Below are 23,333 nucleotides of genomic sequence, written 5' to 3'. Positions count from 1 at the left end.
AATCGCTGGTCTCAGCTGTTTGTCATGTTTCTTAGGGCCACGTTATTTAGCGATGGCCCTTTTGAAGCATTCAACATCAACTACAAATGAAATGACTGCTCACACCCATATTCTTACTGGAGATTATGTTGAAGGGCAATTGTACTTTATTGAGTATTCATCCGTAAAAGTGGTACAATTACTTTTCCAGTAAAAAATATAAAAAGATAATCAAGCTGATAACTCCTTTTAGAATCTGCTTCATAATTGATAGGGCAGACGTTAATTGGTTTTTGACTGTCTGCTCAGAAAGGTTTAAATGTTGTGCTATTTCCTTGATGCTCATGTATTCTTCCCGACTTAAGCGGTAGATCTCCCTAACTTTATTCGGCATTTTTGATATGGCAAATTGAATATTGTGCTGTAAGTCTTTAAGCTCGACTGAATGATCTGGATTAGAGACAGCATGTTCCATTTTCAATAGATAAGATGCGTATTCTTCCCGCGTATTATTCCTTCTATAATAATTTAATATCCTTCGATTTAGCGAGCGGAACAAATAAGCCCGCAAGGATTGATTGATATTAAGGTCAGTGCGTTTTTCCCAGAGATAGATAAATAAATCCTGAATCAAATCCCGGGCTTCATCCATGGATTTTACTTTCCTTGATGCATAATCAATCAACGGCTCAGCATACAGCTGGTAAATTTTTGAAAATGCATCGTCGTTACCCGCTTTAAAAGCATGAAACAGACTGATGTCGTTTGTGCTCGCATTCATAGGTTTATATTTAGATGGTGAAAGATAAAAAATAAAACGAGAAAATAATTGCGATGCTTGTAACATTTTCTAATTCGGATAAATTGCAAGTATTTTCGCCTGAGCTTGAAAAAAAAAAGTGAAAATTAAATAGTACTATCCTTTGAGTTGCGTGTCTTCCTATTAAACCAAAGATTAAAGACCTTATGAATAGCAGCGATCTTGAACAATTATTAATCAGATATGAGTCTGGTAGATGCACTCCGGAAGAAGAGCTGTGGATAGAAAATTGGTTTCGGGAGAACGATGTTCATGTTAACCAAAATTGGAATGGATTGAGTGCAGAACAAAAACAACAATACTTAGCAGCACTCTTCGAGGATATTGAGCAGAAAATTACTCCAGAACGAGTAAGTCATGTAGCAAAACCGAAACATACCATTATTAAGTGGGTAGCTATTTTTGTTGCAGCGGCTAGTATTTTATTCTTTTTCTTGACAGATCATTTTCAAGCCTCAAAATTTTGGTCAAGGGAGAATCCTGTGAAAATTACATGGTCCTCTGTAGAAGCTTCTACGGGCACCCAGAAGCAAATAACACTGAAAGATGGTACTCAAATATGGTTAAAAGGAGGGACCAAGTTATTCTATCCTTCGGATTTTAGCGAACGCCCTACACGCAATGTCAGGTTGGAAGGGGAAGGATATTTTGAAGTGACTTCAGATCCTGGTAAACCATTTATCGTGGAAACAGAAGGTTTGGAAGCGCGGGTGGTTGGTACCAGTTTTAATGTCGAAGCCTATCCCGAATTAAAGACGGAGCGGATAAATTTGATTGAGGGAAAACTGAGTGTGCGAAAAAATAAGGACAAATCTGACAACGAAATTCTCATTAAGGCCTCCGAATCTATTGTTTTGGATGACCGCGCTGGAAATCTATCTGTAACGACAATGTCCGTAGATCAATTGCTTTTGGATTATAAGTCCGGAATATTGAATTTTAACAATACAGTCCTCTCGGAGGTATTATTTCGTATTTCAAAAGCATATGGTATTCTGATCGAAATAAAATCAGAGCAAGCGCTTAAACGACGTATCACAGGTACATTTGAGGTCTCCGAACCCATCGAGGACGTATTGCAGAGTATCGCGGAGTCCATAGGAGCTCAGATCAAATGGAAAGATGGTAAAGTGCTTGAACTCGTTATTGAATAACAAAAAATCAATTATATGAAAACATCCCCGCGTAACCTTTATTTAGTATCTGCCGGTTAGGCTCATTCTAAATCCCTAATGTATTAAAAAAAGGGATGTGTCTCGAACACACATCCCCATGTTTAACTTTTGTTGTTCAAAGGTCTGGAATCCTATTGTCTGAACAACATCTAAAAAATAGATTCAAGTGCATAAAGATAACAATATTTTAACTTATAGCCTAGAGCTACATAGAGTTGCACGAATTATGCGTTTTACTATAGCCACTCTTACCATATCCATGGTAACTATGCAGCTGGTACTTGCCACTGATATCCATGCACAAGGTGTTCTTGATAGAAATGCCCACATTGACGTGTCGAAAATGCGACGGTCAGAAATATTAAAAGAACTTGGTCGACAGACGAATGTCCAGATTTTATTTAGCTATCATCCTGTTTTACAGGAGAAGGTTGATCTGCAGATTGAGAAATCTACTGTTAAGCAGGTGCTCGATAAATTGTTCTATGGTCAGGAATTAACATATAGCTTGGTCGGTGATCGCATTGTCATTAAAGCGGGGTCTATGGTTCAGCAGCAAACGGTTAATGGCTATGTGAGAAATGTGATGGGGCAGCCTTTACAGGGGGTCACTGTACGCGTTCGAGGTAAAAATGTAGGGACCTCCACCGATCATACAGGTCGTTTCTCGATTAAGGCCAATGAACGCGACATCCTTCACTTTCGCTTATTGGGTTATGAGGAAGTAGAACAAGTAGTCGGCAGTCAGCAGACCTATTCTATTCAAATGCTTGCTGCTGTCAACAAAATTGAAGAAGTAGTTATTAATACGGGGTACCAGGCAATTGATCGAAAGAAATTTACTGGTTCAGCTGTGACAATAAAAGGTTCGGATGCTTTACGTTTAGGTGTTCCAGATGTAAGCCGGATGCTGGAAGGGCAGGCTGCGGGCGTGTCTGTTCAGAATGTGTCCGGCACATTTGGGGCTGCACCTAAAATTCGGGTTCGGGGGGCAACCTCCATCACAGGTGATAATAAACCTTTGTGGGTAGTGGATGGAGTGATCTTGGAAGATATTGTCAACATTTCCAACGACCAACTATCTTCCGGCGACCCTAATACCCTGTTGGGGTCATCGGTTGCAGGTTTGAATCCCGATGACATTGAGTCCTTCCAGATCCTGAAGGACGTTTCAGCGACTTCTTTATATGGTGCCAGAGCCATGAATGGAGTTGTTTTGATTACAACAAAACGTGGAAAAGCGGGGTCTCCGGCAACACTTTCGTATACTGGCAACTATACTACTTATCTTAAGCCAAGCTATAACCAGTTCAATATCATCAACTCCTATGACCAAATGTCAATTTTTGCAGAGATGGAAAGGAAGGGATGGTTGGATTATACCGATCTCGCAAATAACCCGAATGGAGGTGTTTATACAAAGATGGCGCAGGCGCTCAAATATGGTACAGACGGTGTGGCAGAGGTGGAAAACAGTGTGGCCGGACGACGGAATTTTCTCCAACGCTATGTCTATGCCAATACCGACTGGTTTGATATCCTGTTTAAAAATTCTTTGATGCAGGAACATTCTCTTAGTTTAACCTCAGGAGGAGAGAAGAGTCAGCACTATTTTTCTACCTCTTTTCTTCAGGATAATGGTTGGACTATTGGGGATAAAGTCCGACGATACACCGCCAATGCACGCTCCGACTTTTCGATCAGTAATAAGCTTTCATTGGGTTTGATCAGTTCGGCGTCTATCCGCGATCAGCAGACCCCGGGCTCCTTGGGTAGACAAAATGACCCTGTAACTGGATTGGTGTCACGTGATTTTGATATCAATCCCTTTAGTTATGCGATGAATACCACCCGCACGCTAACCCCCTATGACAAAAATGGTAATCTGGAGTATTTTACGATGAATTATGCACCGTTTAATATTCTAAATGAGCTTGAAAATAACAATATTGAATTGAAAATGTTGGATTTAAAAGTTCAGGCTGAGGTAAAATATAAACTCCCAAAGAATATTAATTACGCGTTCATAGGTTCCTATCGTTATGTTAATTCAGGCAACGAGCATAAAATTCGGGAGAAATCCAACATGCCTATGGCTTACCGTGCTGGGACAATTTATTCTGGTCAACCTGAAAATACGACTATTGCCGATCGGAACAAATTTCTCTATGTGGATCCAGCGGACCCCGATGCTAGACCTGTATCGGTGTTGCCCTACGGTGGATTCTACACAACCTCCAACGATAATCTCAAGAGTTATTATTTCCGCAATAGCTTAGATTGGAATCAAAAGCTCGGACAAAATCATACGTTGCGATTATTTCTGTCCCAAGAATTACGCTTTTTAGATCGCATGAGTAATGTATTTACTGGATATGGTTATCAATTTGATCGTGGCGGTACTCCATACATTGATCCAAATGCGATCAAACGCGAAGTAGAAGGTAATCTAAGTTATTATAAAATGGCCACCTTCCATGATCGTTATGTGGCTTTTGCTGGCAATGCAGCCTATTCCTTTCAGGGGAAATATCAATTGAACGGAACCCTTCGGTATGACGGTTCGAATCAGATGGGAGAGTCTAGTACTGCCCGTTGGTTGCCAACCTGGAATCTATCGGGCTCCTGGAATGTGGATGAAGAGGCTTTTATGAAAAATCAACAATTATTTAGCTCACTCACCTTGAGGGCTTCCTATGGATTGAATGCTTCGATGGGCAATGCCCGGAATTCCTCCCTGGTAATTCGGTCTGCAAGTACAACACGGCCTTATTTAACGGAGGTCGAACCAGTACTAAATATTGAGAACAATCCAAATAAAGATCTAACCTGGGAAAAACAATATGAAACCAATATTGGTATAGACGCAGCCATGTTCAACCGGAAATTGGAATGGACGCTGGATGTTTATCGACGTCAGGGATTTGACTTGATCGGTGTGATCCGTACAGCCGGTATAGGTGGCGAACCTTTTAAATTGGCCAATTATGCTGATATGCGGTCTCAAGGTGTTGAGCTGATGGTTAAGTCCCAAATCATTAAAAGGAAAAATTGGGGTTGGAAAACACAGTTAACCAATGCCTATAATTCAGGAAAGATTACCCGTCTAGTCAATGAGCCACAGATTTTTGATCTTGTTGGCAATATTGGCGGAGCGAAGGTTGACTATCCCGTTCGTGGCTTGTTCTCTATTCAATTTGATAAGCTTGATCCATTGTCTGGTGTACCTTCCTTTGTCAATGAACAAGGTGTTAAGTCTACGAATGTTTATCTCCAGAGTAACGAAACGAAATATTTAAAATATGAAGGAAACATCGATCCAACTTTCAGTGGTGGCTGGTACAATCAATTTAGCTATAAATCATTTACGGCTTCAATATTGATCACCTATTCTGCAGGAAACAAGGTCCGGTTAAACCCAATTTTCCAGAATCAATATACAGATCTGCAGGCCATGTCATATGATTTTCTAGAACGCTTTGTTCTACCTTATGACGGGCCTATCCCATCCATTGTTGAAGCCCGTAATGCCAGCCGAATAGAAGGATCTGCCTATCAGTCTTACAATTATTCGACCGAACGGATCGCTAATGGTGGCTTTGTTCGATTAAAGCAAATAAATATCAGTTATGAGTTACCTCAGAAGCTTGTCAATAAATGGGGGTTACGCAATTTATCCTTGATTTTAGTCGGAAATAATATCAGTTTGCTCTATTCGGACAAGAAACTCCGGGGACAAGATCCTGAGTTCTACGGTTCTGGAGGGGTAGCCTTACCTATTCCAAGGCAATTTACATTTTCAATAAAAACAACTTTATGATGCGTGCTATGAAAAACATTTTACTTGTCCTAACCTTGGAGATATTTTTTGCCGGTTGCTCCAAATATTTGGAACAAGCACCCGATCAGCGTGCAGTATTGGATTCACCTGAAAAAGTGTCTGAATTATTGACATCGGCTTACCCCCAGGCTTCCTATTATGCCTTTGCGGAGGCCATGTCAGATAATGCTGGAGATAAAGGGCCAGGAATCGGCGTTGTGACTTTTATGAATTTAGATCCCTGGACTTTCACCGATGTTCGCTCCAGAAATCAAGATACACCAGATTTTTATTGGTATAGCTGTTATGCTGCAATCGCCGCAGCTAACCGTGCTCTAACCTATATTTCCAGTGTTGCGGATCCCGAAAGATACCAATCACAGAAAGGTGAGGCTTTGCTAGCGAGGGCTTATGCTCACTTTATGTTGGTCAGCTTTTTTGCGAAGTCTTATGATGAATATACTGCTGATACCGATCCTGGAATACCTTACGTAACGGATCCCGAAGAGGAGCTACTGGTCAAATATGAGCGCAAAACGGTGGCTTATACGTATGATATGATTGAGAAAGATCTTGTTGCAGGCTTACCATTACTTGACGATTCACGATATAAGTCCGCTAAGTATCATTTTACCAAGTCTGCTGCACATGCCTTTGCTGCACGGTTTTACTTGTTTAAAAAATCGTATGATCAAGTCATTGTTCATGCAAACCAAGTATTTGTGGGAACGGAAATTGGCACGATGCTCCGCCCTAATAATTCGCAGGCCTTTCTCTCTATGGAATATTTTGAAAGTCAGGCGGAATACACCAAGGCTGAAAATCCAGCAAATATATTGCTCGTTGAAGCAGCATCCAATTGGGGTGCTTCCTATTCTTCCTTACGGTTTGGTTTCACATCCGAGCTGCTGGCGCAGCTGATTTTCAGACCGAATGTCACAGGAGCAAATTTCGCGTATTTAATCTATGGGCAGGAGAGCAGTTACAATATCCCGAAATTTCGTACTCACTTTGTGCGCTCGGGACTAAATGCTAATTATGGAATTAGCTACAATATGATTCCTTTGTTCACCGCAGAAGAGGTGTTGTTGAATCGTGCAGAAGCCTATGCCATGATCGGTAATCATACTGCTTCGATAACCGATCTAAATACCTTTGCCAGTAAAAAGGTTTTTTATTCGCAAGATTATCCTATTTATGACCCAGAAGTCCACAGAATAACAAGCGCAAAACTGATTAGTTTTTATCAAAATTTGGACCTTCAAGTCTGTTTAGTAAACGCTGTACTTGACTTCAAACGCCGGGAGTTTCTTTTTGAGGGAATGCGCTATTTGGATATCCTTCGTCATCGTTTGCCGGTAGTCCATGAGACCAAAGACCGATTGGAAAAATACGTCTTAGGGCCAAATGATTTGCGTCGTACGCTGCAGCTTCCTCAGGAAGTGAGGATGTCCGGCTTAGAACAGAATCCACGTTAATTTTAACCAATGAAAACCATGTATAGATACGCTTATTTTCTTTTACTGCTTGTCTTCGGTATGTTGACAGGTTGTAAAAAAACAGAAGTGCTCCCGACTGAACCCATTAATGGATTGGGTGGAGATGATTGGACCTTTAACGCACTTGATGATTACTTATATGAAAATTTTGTCATCCCCTATAATATTGAAGTGAAGTATAAGTGGGATCCCTATGAAGTTAATTTCAATCGCAACCTCGTACCGCCCCAAGAGAATAGAGTACGACCAGTAATGGAGACGGTAAAAGCCGTTTGGATGGATCCTTATAAGAAGATCGGCGGCGATGATTTTCTGAAAAAATACCAGATTTTAAAATATGTACTCGTGGGGTCACCCGAATATCAAGAGAATGGAACGGTGATATTGGGAACTGCGGAAGGGGGGAATAAAATCATTCTTTTCGTGGTCAACTATTTTGCGAAAAACAACCGTACAGAGGTGGTTCGGATGATGCATACGATACATCATGAGTTTGCACACATCCTGCATCAGACGATTGCTATTCCTCAAGCATGGAGGACACTAAGTTCCTCTTGGTATACAGCAACTTGGTATAATACCACAAATGAACAAGCAAATAAACAGGGCTTAATCACTGCCTATGCAAAATCCACGATGCAGGAAGATTTTGTAGAAACCATTTCTACGCTTTTGGTAGAAGGGCAGGCTCATTACGATGCGGTCATTGCAGCCAATCCATCCCAAGAAGCGACCTTCAGAAGAAAAGAAGAATTAGTCGTTGCTTATTATAAGGAATTGGGCATTGATTTTAGAAAACTTCAATCTGAAGTAAAAGTAGGAATTGCATTAATCACACAATAACACAAGCTAAAAGATGAAGTACATATATTATTATCTCGTCGTGCTGATCATGTTCATTCAATCCTGTCAATCCAATAAAGACTTTGATGGATTGCGCCCGGACGAGCGGTTAAATAAGCAACTCGCGACCTATTATGATCAATTAGCTTCAGCGGAGAATGGCTGGATAGCCTACTTATTCCCTGATGCGGGAGGAGGTTATACCTTTAAGTTCTATTTCGATCGCGACAATAGAATACGGATGTATGCAGATTACGATGCCACAACAGCTTCGGTCGCAAAGGAAAGTTCATATAGGTTGCGCGCGGCGCAGATTCCGTCCCTTTATTTTGACACTTATTCTTATATCCATATGCTGGCAGATCCAGATCCGCAGATTTCTGGTGGCGACGCTGGTAAAGGCCGGTATTCTGATTTTGAATTTTCCATTGTTTCAGCCAGTGCTGATTCAATTCGGATGATTGGCAACCTGAATAAATCCGAGCTGTTGCTGGTCAGGGCAAAAGCCACGCAAGGCGAAAATTTTATTCAGCAGGTCTATGCGTTTAATCAACAAAAGCTAGCCGATTTCGACAGATTCGTTTATTACTACAATAAACTGACTGTAGGTGATCATACCTTTCAGTTTACCTTAAACCGAGATTTGAAGACTGTTTCCTTTCGGGGTACTGGGGCCATTGACAGTATTACGTTTTTCACCGAATATGCAACTACGGCCAATGGAATTCGGTTTCGAGCGCCTTTGAATGTTGGCGGTCAACAGTTTGATGCCATGCAAGATTTCAACTTGAACATCGCCGCCGGTACAGGCGAATTCACGTTGGGAACTGTCCATGCTAAGCTTAATAATCAGGCCAGCGTACTTACTAGACAACCTCAGGATGCGACCTCGATGTATATGGTGAAGTACCAGTATTTTTCAGCGACAGGCTTTTTTATGGCAGGTCAAACCGATGTACATAAACTGCAAGATATTCCAGGATATGCAGGCATTCGGTTTATACCACTCCGTTACGTTGATGGTACGGATGTTTTCTACCTCTTTTACAATAATGGACAGTATTATATCGGACCTGCATTTAAGACACAGATTGATGCCCAAGGAATTATGCGGTTTACCAATTTTATTGGTTTTGATGGCAATAGTAGCGGTACCATTACGCAAGATATTGCTGATCGGATCACCGCTTTTACAAGATCAGCCTTAGATCCGCAAGGCTTTTACGTGTATCGGACCGGAAGGACAGGTTACGATCTCGTATCGATCAAAGATTCAAGGGTTTGGCTTCGGTTTAGATAAAAATTAACAATTATGAGATACCTATATATATCACTTATGATGAGCCTACTTTTTCTGGTGCAGGTTTCCTGCCGGAAGGAGCAGGACATAGAAATCCCTGTGGAAGTTTCCTTTTCAGATCCCGATTCTTTGTTGGTTCGTTATCAAAAAGTATTGGATGATAACGTTAACGGATGGGAATTTTCGTGGAAATCCAAAGAATATGGATTCTATGCTGGATATGTGGATTTGAAAACCAAGCTCACTGCAGATTTTCTGATTGATGTCTTCCCACAAATACGTAATCTCGGCTATCAATTCACTATTCAAGATAAAAAACCATGTCTGACCTTGAAAACCGGTGTATTCCCTGCAGAAATGAAAGGCCTTTTTAATTTGTTGGATAGTTCATTTTCAATATTGACCCAAAAAGGAGATACCCTTGTTTTGCGCGGAAATCGCTACGGTGATGAATTTATGCTCGTTCCGAATAGTAGTACTCAACAGCAAGCCTATCGACAGGGCGGCGTCCAAAAGACAATAGAAACTATTCAAGCTATACAAAAGTTGCCGAAGTATTTCAAGCGTATTGTGTACAATGGTGCAGCTTACGATCTGCAGTTTAATCCCACGTTGCGAAAACTTTATATCAATTATGGATTGGTCGACCGTTTTAAGTTTTTTGAATCTAACTATGCCTACACAGCTACTGGCATACGTATACAAAATAGATTTACCGAAGACGTCAATAGCTTTTCAACGATCGAAATAGAACGAGAAGAAAATACCGACAGGTTGATTGCCCGGATCAATGGAAGTAATATTCCGATCAGTAATGAGGGGGCACCTTCAGCTTATGACTATACTGCGGCGACCGATTTTATCAATCATCCATTTCATCAGCTGAATTTGAATATTGGCAATAATACCACTTTAGCCCAGCCATTTTCCGCTTCTTTTAGTGGATTTACTGTTGCTGGAGTTGTCGATGCCTATGGGGTTTCACAGATGAACGAATATAGCTATGTCATGTTGTTGCCTCGTTGGCTTAATGAAGCTTACGGTACTTTACGGGTGTTTTCGGGGCCATCAACCATTGGTTCTTACGGCCCGGCCTTTTATACGCAGTATTCTCCCGACGGCGGCTTGGTAGGTTTTCAGCAGATCGGTGAGTTTGGGGAAACACCTGCGGCTAACAAGACCCATTGGGATCCCACGGTGACTGCTTTTTTTGAACCCCGGGGGTTTTATGTCATTCGTTCGGGGTCAGCTTCCTATGATTTAGTTTCTGTCAATCAACAAGAGCAGAAATGGATACGGTTTGAATAATTAGTCCAGAGAAAATGAAAGAACAAAAACAAACCATGAGAAAAAAATTGGCTATGTTATTGCTGACGATCGTATTCGGTCTATTTCAGTCTGCTACTTATGCCCAGGGCGCTGTTGCCATCACGGGGCTGGTTGTGGATGAACGTACTAATCAGCCCCTGCCCGGGGTATCTATTCGAGAGGAAGGTACCAATAATTTTGCCATATCAAATAACAATGGCCACTTTACGATCTCAATAGCTTCCTTCACCAAGCGCTTGGTATTTACTTCGTTAGGATATAATACGCTTTTCCAGACAGTTAAGAGCAATACAATTACGGTGAGGTTGACGGCTGTGAGTTTAAAGATTGATGAAGTGCAGGTCCAGGCCTCCAAACGTGTAGATACAGAGATTGCTGTATTAGAAGAACGTCGGAAGGCTGGAATTATTCAAGATGGGATTTCTGCCGATCTTATGCGGCGTACAGCATCAATTACCGTTACTCAGGCTTTGCAAAGAGTCACCGGCGTTACGGTGACAGATGAGAAATATGTGGCGGTACGTGGTATGGGAGATCGCTCGGTTATTGGGCAGCTCAACGGCTCACGACTCGCATCAGCCAATCCTGACCGCACGGCGATTCCGTTTGACTTGGTCCCAGCTTCTTTATTGGATAATGTCACGGTTTACAAATCCTATACGCCGGACAAACCAGCGGATGCAGCTTCCGGTATCATCAATCTAAAGACCAAATCAGTTCCTGATACAATACTGCTTGAATTCAACGTGCAGACCGGATTTAATTCAAATATTGGAATAGGTGGGAAATTCAATAGTTTTTGGAATGCCGATATGGGGATACTTGGGCAGCGGATTAACGATAAAAAGCTATCTCAGGACTTTTTAAACTTAGCGGGTGAGTATCCAAATGGTCTAAGTTCGATGCAGGCCGTTTTTGGGCGTGCAAATTATTCGCCAGAAGCCTATGCAGAGGCCCAGCGTATAAATAAAATTATGCAGGGATTTGATCCAGTAATGACGACACGTTACCGCACAGCTACTCCCAATCAGATTTACAGTCTCAATTTTGGAAATCGTTATTCTTTATTTAATAAAAAACATGTTTTGGGGCTGATTTTAGGAGGGAATTACTACCGCCGTCAGACCGATATCTATCGACAACAGCTTACGCAATGGTCTATTTATCAAGGGGTAGTGACCGGTAATCGGGATGTCTATTCCTGGCGGAATATCCCTAATTATATAACACCCAATAACCTGAATATGGGCAAATACCAGACCTATCAGGAAAATACAGGTAATGAAACGCTCAATTATGGTGTATTGGCTGGACTGGCCTATCGTTTTTCACCAGATCATGAGGTCGGGCTTCAATATTTGGGATCTTGGGGTGGAGAAAACAATGCTACCAATATGAATGGTGCCTATGAATATACGGGCTTGCCAGGTGTTGTAAATAGTCGTATTTATTCTTTAAAACAGACCTTTCGTACTCTCCATACCTACAATTTTCAAGGGGAGCATCGTTTTCCCAAACTCTTCGATGGCATGAAATTATCCTATTCGGGTTCAAATTCAACGGCAACCCATCGAGATCCTGATTTTCGCTATGCTTCACTTGCCGAATTTGTACCGGGTGATGTGGACTGGTCATGGCATAGTATTTACGAATATTCCAATGAATACTTTCCAGGGCCTGCTCCGCTAGAGGTGACTGAATTTTCACCACAGCGCTATGCTTTGACTTCTGGTTACGTCAACGGATATGGACCATTCGGTATTATTCAGGCCGAACCCAATGGACGACGTTGGCGCTATCTAACAGAAAATAACTACAATTATAAGGTTGATCTTACAGTTCCTTTTAAATTATCAGGCGTTGTTCAGCAGTTTAAATTCGGCGGGGACTATCTATTTCGAAATCGCGAATTTTCCGAAAACCACTTATTTCTACCGGGATCCAATTTTTCGCAAGCTCAAAAGAAAAATGTACCTCTATATCTAGTTCATGGCGATCTCGATCGCTTGGTTTCCAGTGAAATAGTAGGTATGCAATTACCTAAGGCAGGCATAGGGCAAGGTGGGTCACCATTAAATGGCTTTTTGTACAATACCTATAAATCACCTAATAATTATAAGGGCTATTATGAGGTCCAGGCTTACTATGCAATGGCGGATTTAAAGTTTGGAGACAAATGGCGGGCGACAGGGGGGGTGCGTATCGAGTCTACCGATATGGGGTCTGTTGTTGATACTGCGGGCGTGTATTTAGATCCTTCACTGACAATTCAAAATGCAGATGGTAAAGCTATTCCATTAGTTTATATTGAACCCAATTCCGCTTATCGTACTGGATTTAAGCCTTACTATTCTCTCAATTTAATTTATTCCTTAAAAGAAGGCTATATGAATTTGCGTGGTGGATATAGTTCTACACTGGCTAGACCGGAACTTCGGGAGATTACCAATGTGTTTGAATACGACCCTTTTCAGATGGGGCTGGTGGTTGGTAATCCCAACCTGGTCAATCAGCATTCCCAAAATCTAGATTTCCGCTGGGAATGGTTTACGGGAAAAGGAGAAGTCGTAGCTGTTTCTTTTTTCGGGAAACGTATTCAAAATCAATTGGTAAAGGTTTTCTCTTTAAAGACCGATGGCTTGGCGGCTACCTATCCCGAATTTCCAGCAATACGCTTCGAAAATGAGGCTAATACTGGTCATGTCTGGGGAGCGGAGTTTGAAGTAGTACAAAATCTAGGCGAATTTTGCTCGCCTTTACAGGATTTCTTTTTGGGTAGCAATTTGATGTTAGCACAGTCAAATATTGTGAAATCCGACCTTAGATATCAAGCAAATAAGACGCTGGATCGTCATAGCCCTCGAAATAGCCCGTTGTTTGAACAGGCTCCTTATTCTTTAAATACCTGGCTCAACTTCAATCGTAAAAATTGGGGCTCCGATTTCACGGTCACCTTCAATATCGTGGGGGAGCGCTTGGTACAGATTAACCTGTTGGGCGAACCCGACTTATATGCACAGCCTGTACCTATGTTGGATTTTGTGTGGTCACAACATTTAAACAAGAGGTTAGCATTCAAAGGTTTTGTAAAAAATATTTTAAACCCAGGGATCAAAACTGTCTACGCCAATCCCGGAACAAGGGGACTATGGTACAATAAAGAGTATGTCCATCGCAATTATAAACGCGGAGCAGAGATCAATCTGGGTTTTACTTATAATCTTTTTTAGTTATGAAGACACAATTCGCTCAACTGGCAAGTTCAATTCTTCCATTTTTGGCTGTGGTACTTCTCTTTTCTGCTTGCAAAAAGGAGAAACTGGATTTTACCTATGACAATAAACCCGAAGAAATTGCGTATTCCAACCTGCGCATTTTAAATTTTGGTTTTTTTCAGAAGGTTACTTTTAATGGTGATACATTGACCTATCATGGGAAAAACTGGCTCTTTGGCAATCCACCGACAGAATTTTTTCAGGAAGCAGGTGGTTTAATGGGGATCAGTTGGAAAATTCCACAGGCGCTCTTTAAAAATAAAGATAGCCTGGAGCTGGGTTTACAAAACTTTAAAGGGGAATCTATGAAATTTCAGCTACCTAAAAATGCTTCGGTAGCTTTGGATTATTACACCCTTCCTACTGAAGGGGTCGGTCAACCCTGGGCAGTTCCGATTCCCCGTGACACCACATTACCCAAGAAGGCTACTAATTTTAAGGTTCGTATTGTAAATCTGACCAAAGCATTGCCTGCACTTCCTATTCCATCCCAATTCGGCCCAATGGAAAATTTATATGGATCAGTGACTTTGGCCTATGCGGATGGTACACCTGTCGGTTCGGAAACAAGTAACATAGGAACAAACCAGCGGGTATCATCTTATGTGGAGGTACCATATGGAGCCTATCAGTTTAAAGTGTTGACAAGTGATGGACGACAGATCTCTGCGGGGGTACATGGTCTCCATAAAGACAAACGTTCAAAACGTAAATTAAATCCACCGACATCACGGATCGATTATGTCAGACCCGATTCGAATATAGTTATGCATTCCAGCAATACCTATGCGCCTCTCAAAGCCTTCGAACCGGGAGGGGTATATACCATTGTTGTTGTTCCCCAATATTGCGATTATTACCTGAGCACGGGTAACAACAATCCGGTTCAAACAGTCCAAAATCAATTTCAGATTATTGAAGATAGGCAGATTATCCCCAATCAGCAGTTTTTTAAGGTGCAAGCGATTAACGCTGGGGCCAACCAGAATATCCGTATTCAGATTGATGGGAAAGAAGTCAGTCCTTTGCTAAATTATAGCGAATATGCCGATGCACGTATTTTAAATGCCAATGCGGATGTTTTATGTGAAGTAAAAGATACCAAAGGCAATGTACTTGCATCAAAAAAAATGAACACCTTGGCTAACCAGAACATCAGCCTATGGGTCTGGCGAAACAAGCAGGGAAATTTGGAAATAGTACCGGTATATAACAATCTAAGCCAAGAAATGTACTATCCTGTCTCGGGTGATTATGGCGGATTTAACCGCTATGAGTATACTTCCTATGCAGGCATGCGATTCTTTAATTTCTGTGCGGATGAACCCTATCTCAATTTTACGCTTAATGATGGACAACTCATTATGGCGAGGAATATCTATGTCATGGAATTTGACCTTACAAAAATCAACTTAAATCTGGAACCCGGAATGCCTAAAATTGATAATCCCTATTCCTTGTGGGACGAGACACTTTCGAGACAGGGGGATGCAGCATTTAATTTTAAGGCATATCGTTCTTCCAATCCTGCCGTTTATCCCGGTAGTTGGGTCACAAATGTTCCTTATTTGCCAAACGATGTTTTTGTAAACAATCCCGAGCTATATACCAAAGTTGGTCGAGAAGTACCGCGCTTTAATAGCGGTGTTTATAGCATTGCCCTGATTGGCAGCACAAAGTCCGGCGCACAAAATCAGGCGAAATTAATCTGTATCAAACATAGTAAATAAAGTAAACGATATGAAAACAGAAATAAATACAGTGCGTATAATGTATGTTCGGATCTCTAGTTTGATTAGCTGTTTGCTAGGCTGTTGGTTATGCTACTCCTGCCAGAAAATTGAATATACCGAAATGAAGGATCCGGCTTATTTGCGCGTATTCAATAGTTTAAATCTGCCCGATCTCCTGGAAAATACTAGGCAGGATAGCTTGCCTTATTTGTGCATGTTGGTCAACCCAGTTTTGGATGCCGCTGGAAATCCTGTAAGTGCGGAGATTGTGGGTGATTTTTTAAAACAAAGGGAGCTCTATGCGCCACCATATCCGGTCCATATTGGGGCATCCACCTCAGTTGATAATCCTGAGTATCCGGGCAAGGAAAATGTATTGGTCGGTCCTGTATTGAACGGTTTCGATTTGAGTTCTTGGGCCCAGGTTCCCGCAGGCAAACTGACTTTCCTATTTATGTATAGACCCAAAAACTCGACGCCATTTTTTGAACTGGCGCCCGAACTGCGCAAAAGCAAAGCTGTAGCTGGTGAATTTGAATTGACCTCCGGGGAAGTCTACACCCTACAAGCTCTGTATGCCAATTTTAGCAGCCGCAGTCGCACACTGTTGCTACGTAGAGAGGACTTTCACAAACAGGCATTTTCGGATTCATTGACGTATGTTAATTTTTATAACTATTCTGCTCAAGGTTATCAAGAGGCTCCGGCAAGTCAAAAACTACCGAATGGCAAAATAAAACGGCACCTTTTCGAGGGCGGTATTAAAGATACCATGGATGTCTACCTGACGTTGATGAAAGGTCAGGATTTTGTTCCATATCAAAAAGGTATAGTGCTGCGCAATGGAGAGGAGGTAGCCAAAAGTTATTCCCACCAGTATTTATATACCGTAAGACGAAATATACAATCAGCGGCACCAGCGCCTTATGTTTCTTTCCCACTTTGGGTCAAAGGTGATGACAATGGCGTATATACAGATATTTGGCAACGTTTTTATTTTATCAGCCCTAGCTTGCAGGTGACATCAGGCAATCATCCATTTTATGAATATGGACAGCTGATTGGAGATTACTTGCATATCGGTGGTCCCTTTATTGATCCAAAGGGGCAATTTGCACTATTAAACTGTCTATTGAATGGGCCAATTATCTACACTGGGCGAGATCGCTATGAATATCATATGGGGGAGAATTTACCCAATATGATTATTAATACACACTCGGGAGTAGATAATCCCAAGTCTTTTCCATCTGCAAATACCGTCGAGGTGATCAATGGTCAGGCTTATTTAATGACCATGCAACGGAAATATGCCCCGCCAATATATAATTAAACTATGCACATTATGAGAAATAAAATAAATTTTATTTGTATGTTTTTTGTTTTTCTGCTCGCCTTATCTTGTAAGCATGAGAACATTTTGCTCAATCAACCCAGAGAAGAAAGCCGGACGTTAAAAGTATTTTTAACGAATAATTTTGAGTATTCATTATTTGCTGAGGCCTTAAAGCTGACGGGCTATTTGGATACCCTGGATTCAAGAGAGACACAGTTTACTGTCCTGGCCATTAAAAATTCCGTATGGAATGAAGAGGGAGTATTTAATAAGCGGGACTTAGAGAAAATGGATCAAAACTGGCTAAAGCAGGTGATCGGTTATCATATTTTGCCTATAGTGCTTCGTTCTCAAGACATCCCAATCAACCAATATAATTTAAGATATCCGACACTTTCCGGTAAGGAGCTGTTTGTACATCGTACTTCGATCGATATAACGCAAAATCCTGATGAGATGGGGTCGCAAATGATCTCCTTCTCGGGATCCTTTATCAGCAATAGGATTACGTTGAAGAGCACATTCGCACCTAAGGAAATTCAGGGTGATTATCCATTTTTTAATGGAGTGTTACACAGTTTAACCAAGTTGATCAAATTTTACGGCGATACGACTGTACAGATGTATTTAGCCGGAAATCCCGATTATTCCATCTTCGTGGCAGGTTTAAAGCATTTTGGGCTTTGGGATCGTTTGGATGATACACACTTAGTCACTGTTTTTGCTCCCCTTAATAGTGCATTTAAAGCTTATGGTATTACCGAAGAAATCATTCAGGGCTTGGATCCCAAACGTTTTATTGGCGAACGCTTATTTGGCGCCTACCTGATGTATGGTAAGCGATTTTTTATTTCAGATTATTGTTTTTACCTACAGAAAGATAAAGAGTACTGGATTTCGACAGATTTGAAAGGCGATAATACCTATAAACAGATTATCATTGGAGGTAGGTTTAATGAAAATGGCCGTGTTTTTAGTACAGCGGATTATGCGACTTGCTGGGTGGCTATTTCAAAACAACCTTATCCAATTGGTTATAAAGAGACGGATGTTACCTATGATTGTTCCCGCTTTCTAGGCGGAATTGATAGCGAAAAAGCGCTGGAAATATCAATATGTGTGCCTTACGCCGAATATAAATTCAAAAATGATTATTTGTTCAAAAATGGCAATGTGCATCAATTAACTGGCCTACTAGTCTATTTTGAGGAGGCCATACGCGAATTAAATTGATCAGGAGTTCACTGCTTAATACGATACAAGATGGGAAAAAGTATAATAATTTTTTGCTTCATGGCCACCTTCATGGTGTTTATTTCCTGCAAAAAGAAGGAGTTTCAGGTTGCTGAAGAAGGAGCCAAAGTGGAGTTCACAGATTCAGTCAAAGGAAGGCTGAATGAGCTTGTTAATCAGGATGGTGGAAGTCTATTTGCACGAGTATGGAATAGAGCTTTGATCAATAACATGCTAAACGATATTGGGGGTGCTAAGGGGATGTTTACTGTTTTTAGACCCACTGACGAGGCATTGACGAAGGCAGGATGGACCGCGACGAAAATAGACCAGTCCAGTCCATCTGTCCTCTTGGAACTGCTCAAATTACATATAGTGATTGGGAAAGTGACTCTGAGTGCATTAACGGTTAAACATGGCAGTCTAGTTTTGGAAAGCTTGTACAAGATGCCCTGCTGTCTATATACTGGGAATAAGTTACCTTATTATTTTTCATTGGGGGTGGGTATCCAGCAAAATAGCTTAGTTGTCAATGGTACCAACCGAGGCGAGGTTCAATTTTTATCAGCTACAAATGGTGGAATATATAACATTAATCAACTGATCCAACCATCAGCCACGACTGCCTGGGAGATGTTGAAAGAAGATCCACAATTTTCGTTATATACTGCGCTACTGGAAAAGACAGATTCGATCTATTTAACCATTTTTGAGCAAGCCAATGGTTATAAACCGAGTGAGGGGCATCTTTTGGCACAAGCTTACAATCGAATATCCTATATGAGATATCATATGGGTGCTTGGCGAGACAATGCAGGAGACATCTTTGTAGACGATCTTAATACATTTTTTATACCGACTAACCAAGCTTTTCAGGCGGCTGGTTTTTCGACTATAGATGACTTGATGCAATTCAATAAAAAACGGGGGTACCCTAAGGCAGATTGGCAAGAGCCAGTAGATGGCTATGCTGGGTTTTATCGCGTTAAGGGTGAGTTTGCTACCGATTCCTTATTGGATTACCATCACAATTGGGGGATGCGTTACGCAGACCAGAGATACGCCAGAGCGGGAACCCGTATCCTCATCTTTACCAATGACTTTGCAAATAGCGCATTGAGTTCGCTGCCAGTGGCAAGTTATTCAAGAATTGAAATCATCGACGGTGTGTTGACACCGACTGAAAGTATCTACTTAATTTCGCCATTTAATTTCAATAACAATACGGTTTATGCCAAAGACACGGCGGTTGCGACTAAAGTGATCAGGCCCAATCTGTATTCATTGAATGGTGTTGTTCATGGCGTAGATCGTTTATTGGTTCCAAAGAATTTTTCCATCCATTAAATCCATTGTTATGAAACATTTTAAATCAAGGCTAATCTCATGGATGACGAGAGCAACTATTATGTTGTTGTTTGTTAGTGGCTGCAAGCCCGATACTGAAATTTATCAACAAGTTGATTATCAAAAATTAGGATACATCCTTAATGACAATCCTAATCTATCGACTTTTAATGCTGCGGTTGGAATGACCGGTATCAAAAATGTACTGAATGGAGCTGATTCTACGGTTCTTTTGGCCCCCAATGATATTTTTCTAGTTCGTCTGGGGCTTAATGCTAGTACAATCAAAGAGCAACAGGGGCTCTCGATCAATTCTTTTGTAGAAAACCATGTGCTCGATGATTATATAGATTTGGCATCTTTGCCCTTCTTTGTAAAGCAAAAATTATATAGTAAGAGTGGGCATACAAACTATGTGAGCCGATGGATAAAGGACGATCTTGCATTTTTTACGGTCAATGGTCTCCGTATTGAGGGGCAGCCAATACGTGGGACAAATGGAATTATCTATGTTTTAAATGGTATGCTGCAGCAGTATGAATATTCGACAGTTTTTGAAGCCATAAAAAGTGATTTTTCAATGACTCTTTTTACACATGCAATACAACGGGCCGGGTTAACATCCTTGTTCAATGACCTTCAGAATACCACTGTTTTTGTGCCTACCAATCAGGCGATGGCTGCAATTGGTTTGGGCAGTTTAGAAAAAGTGGAGCAAGCCAATATAAATGAGCTCAAAAAGTTGGTGTTATATCATGTGTATCCAGATATTCTGTTTGTTGGAGATCTCTCGTTTACAACAAATTTTTCAGGTTCTGGTCTGTTCACGACAATGGTAACTCTTTTTAATGGTAATCGGTTTATGACATCCGTGGATGGAAAATACGGCTTGAGGGAGGTTAAGATGTATGATGGCAATAATCTTCAGCTGAAGTTTTACGAAGGTTATTATACCGGAATATATACCAATCAATTGACATTGATTGATGCAACGGGACAGCAATCGTTGGTCGATTATGACCGAAAGGACATTGTAGCCAAATCCGGTACCATTCATCAGATTCACCAGGTATTAAAATATTAACGACATGATAAATAAAGAGCAATTATACCCGATTTTCCTGTTGATGATTTTCCTGATGACATTAATGGGATGTCGCAAGGAAGGAGGAAGTGCCGGACAGACAGTCGAGCCGATAATTATTAACCATTATTATCCAAATTCCGGACGCCCCGGTTCAATACTTACCTTGGAGAGGGAGGATCTGGATCTTGGAGGCAGCTTTGCCATTGAGTTTGGTGGTGCCAAGGCAGAGATCATTAGTAGAGGAAATCATCAGATCCTAGTGCGCGTCCCTGAGGGCGCGGGAAAGGTTGCAGTATTCCTTGTTCAAGGCAGCACGCGTACGTCGATTGGTGATTTTACCTATCAGCCTTTGAGTGTGACTACTATTGAACCAAACTATGCTATAAAAGGGAAGCAGATTAAAGTAAAAGGTACGGGTTTCACCTCGGGTACTCAACTCCCTGAGGTATTTTTAAATGATTCCATTGCCAAGATAATCAGTGTAACGGATACCGTCATGTATATTGAAGTAATGGGAGGGAGCGGGCGGGGACCGGTCAAAGTTGTCAGTGGTAACCAAGAAGGTATCGGTCCAAACTTTCAGTTCCTGCGCTATCTGGATATGAAACCTAAATCAGGTGGACCGGGAACTCTTGTTGATATCAAAATTGATGGACTGAATTATATTAAAGGTGCAGTGGTGGTCAATTTCTCAGGGCCCTTTGGACAATTTATCCCCTGTCCAATTCAAGGGCAGACCGATAGCACAATCCAGGTCAAATTGCCCGAGAATATTGTTACAGGTCCGACATATACATTGGATACCAAATCCAATTCCAAATTGGATGGGGGTATTTTTACAGTAGTTCCGCCGCCCAAAATATTTTCTATATCACCGAATAGCGCATTTGAAGGTCAGGAAATAATGATTGAAGGCAGTTATTTTAGTCCTATTCCGGGTGAGACCAAAGTCTATATTGATACAGTTTTGATGCCTATAAAACGTATCGACGAAACAAAGATTGCGATACAAATTCACAAAGCCGTCAGGTCAGGTTTGGTTCGTATAGAGGTTAATGGACAAAAAGTGACCGGACCATTATTTACCTATCAGAAGCTTGGGATTACGAAAATTTCACCTGAAAATGGTATTCCCGGCAATGAAGTGGATATCGAAGGGTTTGGATTCAGTTTAACGAACACAGAAAATAGGGTTTTATTTAATGGTGTGCCTGCAGAAGTTATCCAGTCATCAGCTGGTAAGCTTCGTGTTCGCGTACCCAATGCGCTAAGCTCGGGTCCAATCACAGTCCAGACAAATACAATGTCCACTACCTCGGCTGAACCGTTTAATTATGCTTATAGCTCTAGTCTAGGAAGGGGGCAGCTTCGGTTAGGGACAAATGGGGGGAGCATGGCCGTTGATAATCAAGGAAATGTATATGTGCTTGAAGTTGACCATCACTGTATAAAGAAAATTGATCCCAATGGTACTGTAAGCCATTTTGCAGGGAGTTTAAATAGCCAAAGCGGGTTGCGGAATGGAAAAGGAAATGAGATATTATTTAATTTCGACAAGAATTCCGCGCTTGGTTTTGACAAGGCTAGAAATGTTATCGCTGTCACTGAACCACAGAATTTGGCTTATCGGCAACTTACCTTAGATGCTGTTTCGAGTTCTTGGACAACACCCAAGCCATTGGGAAGCATTGCATTTTATCCACCAACTAATAGTTGGCCAGATGGTTGGGTTTTTTATAATTTGTTGAGCAATAATAACAACTTATCGGCTTTAGTAACCTTTGATAATGGCGATGGTACATTTTGGTATGAATTCTTTTCGTATTCTACGATTAAGTTTTCGAATGCTTACCCCAATATACGATTCGCTATTGATCAGCTCGGTAATATTTATGGTCAGGGATTAAACTTTGCATTTAACAAAAGTGTCATTACCAAATTCATTAATCAGAATACGGATTATCCTGCTTTTTTGGGTGGAAGCAATCCCAATTTCGCAGGAAATAGTACGCAGGCAGGTTACAAGGATGGTGTTGGCGCTGCAGCCCTATTTAACAATATCAAAGGTGTCGCTCTTCTTAATGAACAACATATTGTGGTATTGGATGCCGGTAATTTTGCCCTGAGAAGAGTGAATAATGATAATGGTGAGGTGAGCACAATATTTAAGAACGATGCCGGTTATGCAGATGGAGATTTAAGGCATACCAAGGTTTCGAATAATGTCAATGATATTGCAGTTTCTGTGGATGGACGTTTTTGCTACATCCTTGATAATGGTAATAGCTGTGTTCGAAAGATACAATTAAGGTAATAAGAAGGATTATATAGAAAAATACCAATCTTGCATTTTTTGCGTTTTGTACAGTCTTGTGTTTCTTATCATGTTTATTTGTGAGGTCATCCGGAAGGATGGCCTTATTTTTTACTAGATTTCGCGATTCTAAAAAATAAAAATATGAAGCATGGCCATTCAGAATCAAAAGTTATATAATTCCACAATAATCGTAATGAGTCTCACAAATTTTAATAGCTGCGTACTATTCCGGAGACATAA

14 protein-coding genes are annotated in these 23,333 nt (G+C 41.1%); 13 read left to right on the top strand and 1 reads right to left on the bottom strand.

All coding sequences use genetic code 11. The features are described from left to right. Positions 1–178 precede the first annotated feature (178 nt). Entirely contained in the window at positions 179–760 is a 582-nt protein-coding gene (locus M2408_RS14915) for an RNA polymerase sigma-70 factor (RefSeq protein WP_259183118.1), read from the bottom strand. 185 nt (positions 761–945) lie between these two features. Here M2408_RS14915 and M2408_RS14910 point away from each other — a divergent pair, with 185 nt between their 5' ends. The 13 genes from M2408_RS14910 to M2408_RS14850 all read left to right on the top strand — a co-directional run bounded on the left by M2408_RS14910 (position 946) and on the right by M2408_RS14850 (position 23,090). Further along, positions 946–1,953 carry a FecR family protein gene (locus M2408_RS14910; RefSeq protein WP_259183117.1) on the top strand — a complete coding sequence of 336 codons (1,008 nt, stop codon included), beginning with the start codon at positions 946–948 and terminating at the stop codon, positions 1,951–1,953. Between the two features lie 247 nt (positions 1,954–2,200). Beyond that, positions 2,201–5,794 (top strand): SusC/RagA family TonB-linked outer membrane protein, encoded by a 3,594-nt coding sequence (locus M2408_RS14905; protein WP_259183116.1) that lies wholly within the window; start codon positions 2,201–2,203, stop codon positions 5,792–5,794. Positions 5,795–5,802: 8 nt separating this feature from the next. Beyond that, positions 5,803–7,272 (top strand): RagB/SusD family nutrient uptake outer membrane protein, encoded by a 1,470-nt coding sequence (locus M2408_RS14900; protein WP_259183115.1) that lies wholly within the window; start codon positions 5,803–5,805, stop codon positions 7,270–7,272. Between the two features lie 18 nt (positions 7,273–7,290). After that, on the top strand, positions 7,291–8,136 hold the full coding sequence (locus tag M2408_RS14895; RefSeq protein WP_259183114.1) for a substrate import-associated zinc metallohydrolase lipoprotein: 846 nt from the start codon (positions 7,291–7,293) through the stop codon (positions 8,134–8,136). Between the two features lie 13 nt (positions 8,137–8,149). Beyond that, positions 8,150–9,436 carry a DUF4302 domain-containing protein gene (locus M2408_RS14890; protein WP_259183113.1) on the top strand — a complete coding sequence of 429 codons (1,287 nt, stop codon included), beginning with the start codon at positions 8,150–8,152 and terminating at the stop codon, positions 9,434–9,436. A 12-nt stretch (positions 9,437–9,448) separates the two neighbouring features. After that, the gene (locus tag M2408_RS14885) at positions 9,449–10,744 is read left to right on the top strand and encodes a DUF4302 domain-containing protein (RefSeq protein WP_259183112.1); all 1,296 of its coding nucleotides are present in this window, start codon (positions 9,449–9,451) and stop codon (positions 10,742–10,744) included. 35 nt (positions 10,745–10,779) lie between these two features. Then, complete coding sequence (locus tag M2408_RS14880; protein WP_259183111.1) at positions 10,780–13,995, top strand: TonB-dependent receptor; 3,216 nt, start codon at positions 10,780–10,782, stop codon at positions 13,993–13,995. A 2-nt stretch (positions 13,996–13,997) separates the two neighbouring features. Beyond that, positions 13,998–15,770: a hypothetical protein gene (locus M2408_RS14875; RefSeq protein ID WP_259183110.1), complete on the top strand. Its 1,773-nt coding sequence runs from the start codon at positions 13,998–14,000 to the stop codon at positions 15,768–15,770. A gap of 10 nt (positions 15,771–15,780) precedes the next feature. Continuing rightward, a complete protein-coding gene (locus M2408_RS14870) occupies positions 15,781–17,106 on the top strand; it encodes a hypothetical protein (protein ID WP_259183109.1) in 1,326 nt (441 codons plus the stop codon). A gap of 12 nt (positions 17,107–17,118) precedes the next feature. Further along, complete coding sequence (locus M2408_RS14865; RefSeq protein WP_259183108.1) at positions 17,119–18,342, top strand: fasciclin domain-containing protein; 1,224 nt, start codon at positions 17,119–17,121, stop codon at positions 18,340–18,342. Between the two features lie 60 nt (positions 18,343–18,402). After that, positions 18,403–19,689 carry a fasciclin domain-containing protein gene (locus tag M2408_RS14860; RefSeq protein WP_259183107.1) on the top strand — a complete coding sequence of 429 codons (1,287 nt, stop codon included), beginning with the start codon at positions 18,403–18,405 and terminating at the stop codon, positions 19,687–19,689. Between the two features lie 10 nt (positions 19,690–19,699). After that, a complete protein-coding gene (locus tag M2408_RS14855) occupies positions 19,700–20,773 on the top strand; it encodes a fasciclin domain-containing protein (protein ID WP_259183106.1) in 1,074 nt (357 codons plus the stop codon). Between the two features lie 4 nt (positions 20,774–20,777). Then, a complete protein-coding gene (locus M2408_RS14850; RefSeq protein WP_259183105.1) occupies positions 20,778–23,090 on the top strand; it encodes an IPT/TIG domain-containing protein in 2,313 nt (770 codons plus the stop codon). The last annotated feature ends 243 nt before the right edge of the window (positions 23,091–23,333 follow it).

The sequence above is a fragment of the Sphingobacterium sp. BIGb0165 genome, from assembly GCF_024810095.1.
Taxonomy (GTDB): Bacteria; Bacteroidota; Bacteroidia; order Sphingobacteriales; family Sphingobacteriaceae; genus Sphingobacterium; species Sphingobacterium detergens.
Note: the sequence above shows the minus strand (reverse complement) of the source record. Positions and strands in the feature narration are given on the sequence as shown.

Excerpts from the sequence above, each read along its gene's own strand:
- M2408_RS14870 (WP_259183109.1), top strand. The coding sequence starts at position 15,781 with ATGAAAACAGAAATAAATACAGTGCGTATAATGTATGTTCGGATCTCT.
- M2408_RS14885 (WP_259183112.1), top strand. The coding sequence starts at position 9,449 with ATGAGATACCTATATATATCACTTATGATGAGCCTACTTTTTCTGGTG.
- M2408_RS14880 (WP_259183111.1), top strand. The coding sequence starts at position 10,780 with ATGAGAAAAAAATTGGCTATGTTATTGCTGACGATCGTATTCGGTCTA.
- M2408_RS14895 (WP_259183114.1), top strand. The coding sequence starts at position 7,291 with ATGTATAGATACGCTTATTTTCTTTTACTGCTTGTCTTCGGTATGTTG.
- M2408_RS14915 (WP_259183118.1), bottom strand. The coding sequence starts at position 760 with ATGAATGCGAGCACAAACGACATCAGTCTGTTTCATGCTTTTAAAGCG.
- M2408_RS14905 (WP_259183116.1), top strand. The coding sequence starts at position 2,201 with ATGCGTTTTACTATAGCCACTCTTACCATATCCATGGTAACTATGCAG.
- M2408_RS14850 (WP_259183105.1), top strand. The coding sequence starts at position 20,778 with ATGATAAATAAAGAGCAATTATACCCGATTTTCCTGTTGATGATTTTC.
- M2408_RS14855 (WP_259183106.1), top strand. The coding sequence starts at position 19,700 with ATGAAACATTTTAAATCAAGGCTAATCTCATGGATGACGAGAGCAACT.
- M2408_RS14875 (WP_259183110.1), top strand. The coding sequence starts at position 13,998 with ATGAAGACACAATTCGCTCAACTGGCAAGTTCAATTCTTCCATTTTTG.
- M2408_RS14910 (WP_259183117.1), top strand. The coding sequence starts at position 946 with ATGAATAGCAGCGATCTTGAACAATTATTAATCAGATATGAGTCTGGT.
- M2408_RS14890 (WP_259183113.1), top strand. The coding sequence starts at position 8,150 with ATGAAGTACATATATTATTATCTCGTCGTGCTGATCATGTTCATTCAA.
- M2408_RS14900 (WP_259183115.1), top strand. The coding sequence starts at position 5,803 with ATGAAAAACATTTTACTTGTCCTAACCTTGGAGATATTTTTTGCCGGT.
- M2408_RS14860 (WP_259183107.1), top strand. The coding sequence starts at position 18,403 with ATGGCCACCTTCATGGTGTTTATTTCCTGCAAAAAGAAGGAGTTTCAG.
- M2408_RS14865 (WP_259183108.1), top strand. The coding sequence starts at position 17,119 with ATGAGAAATAAAATAAATTTTATTTGTATGTTTTTTGTTTTTCTGCTC.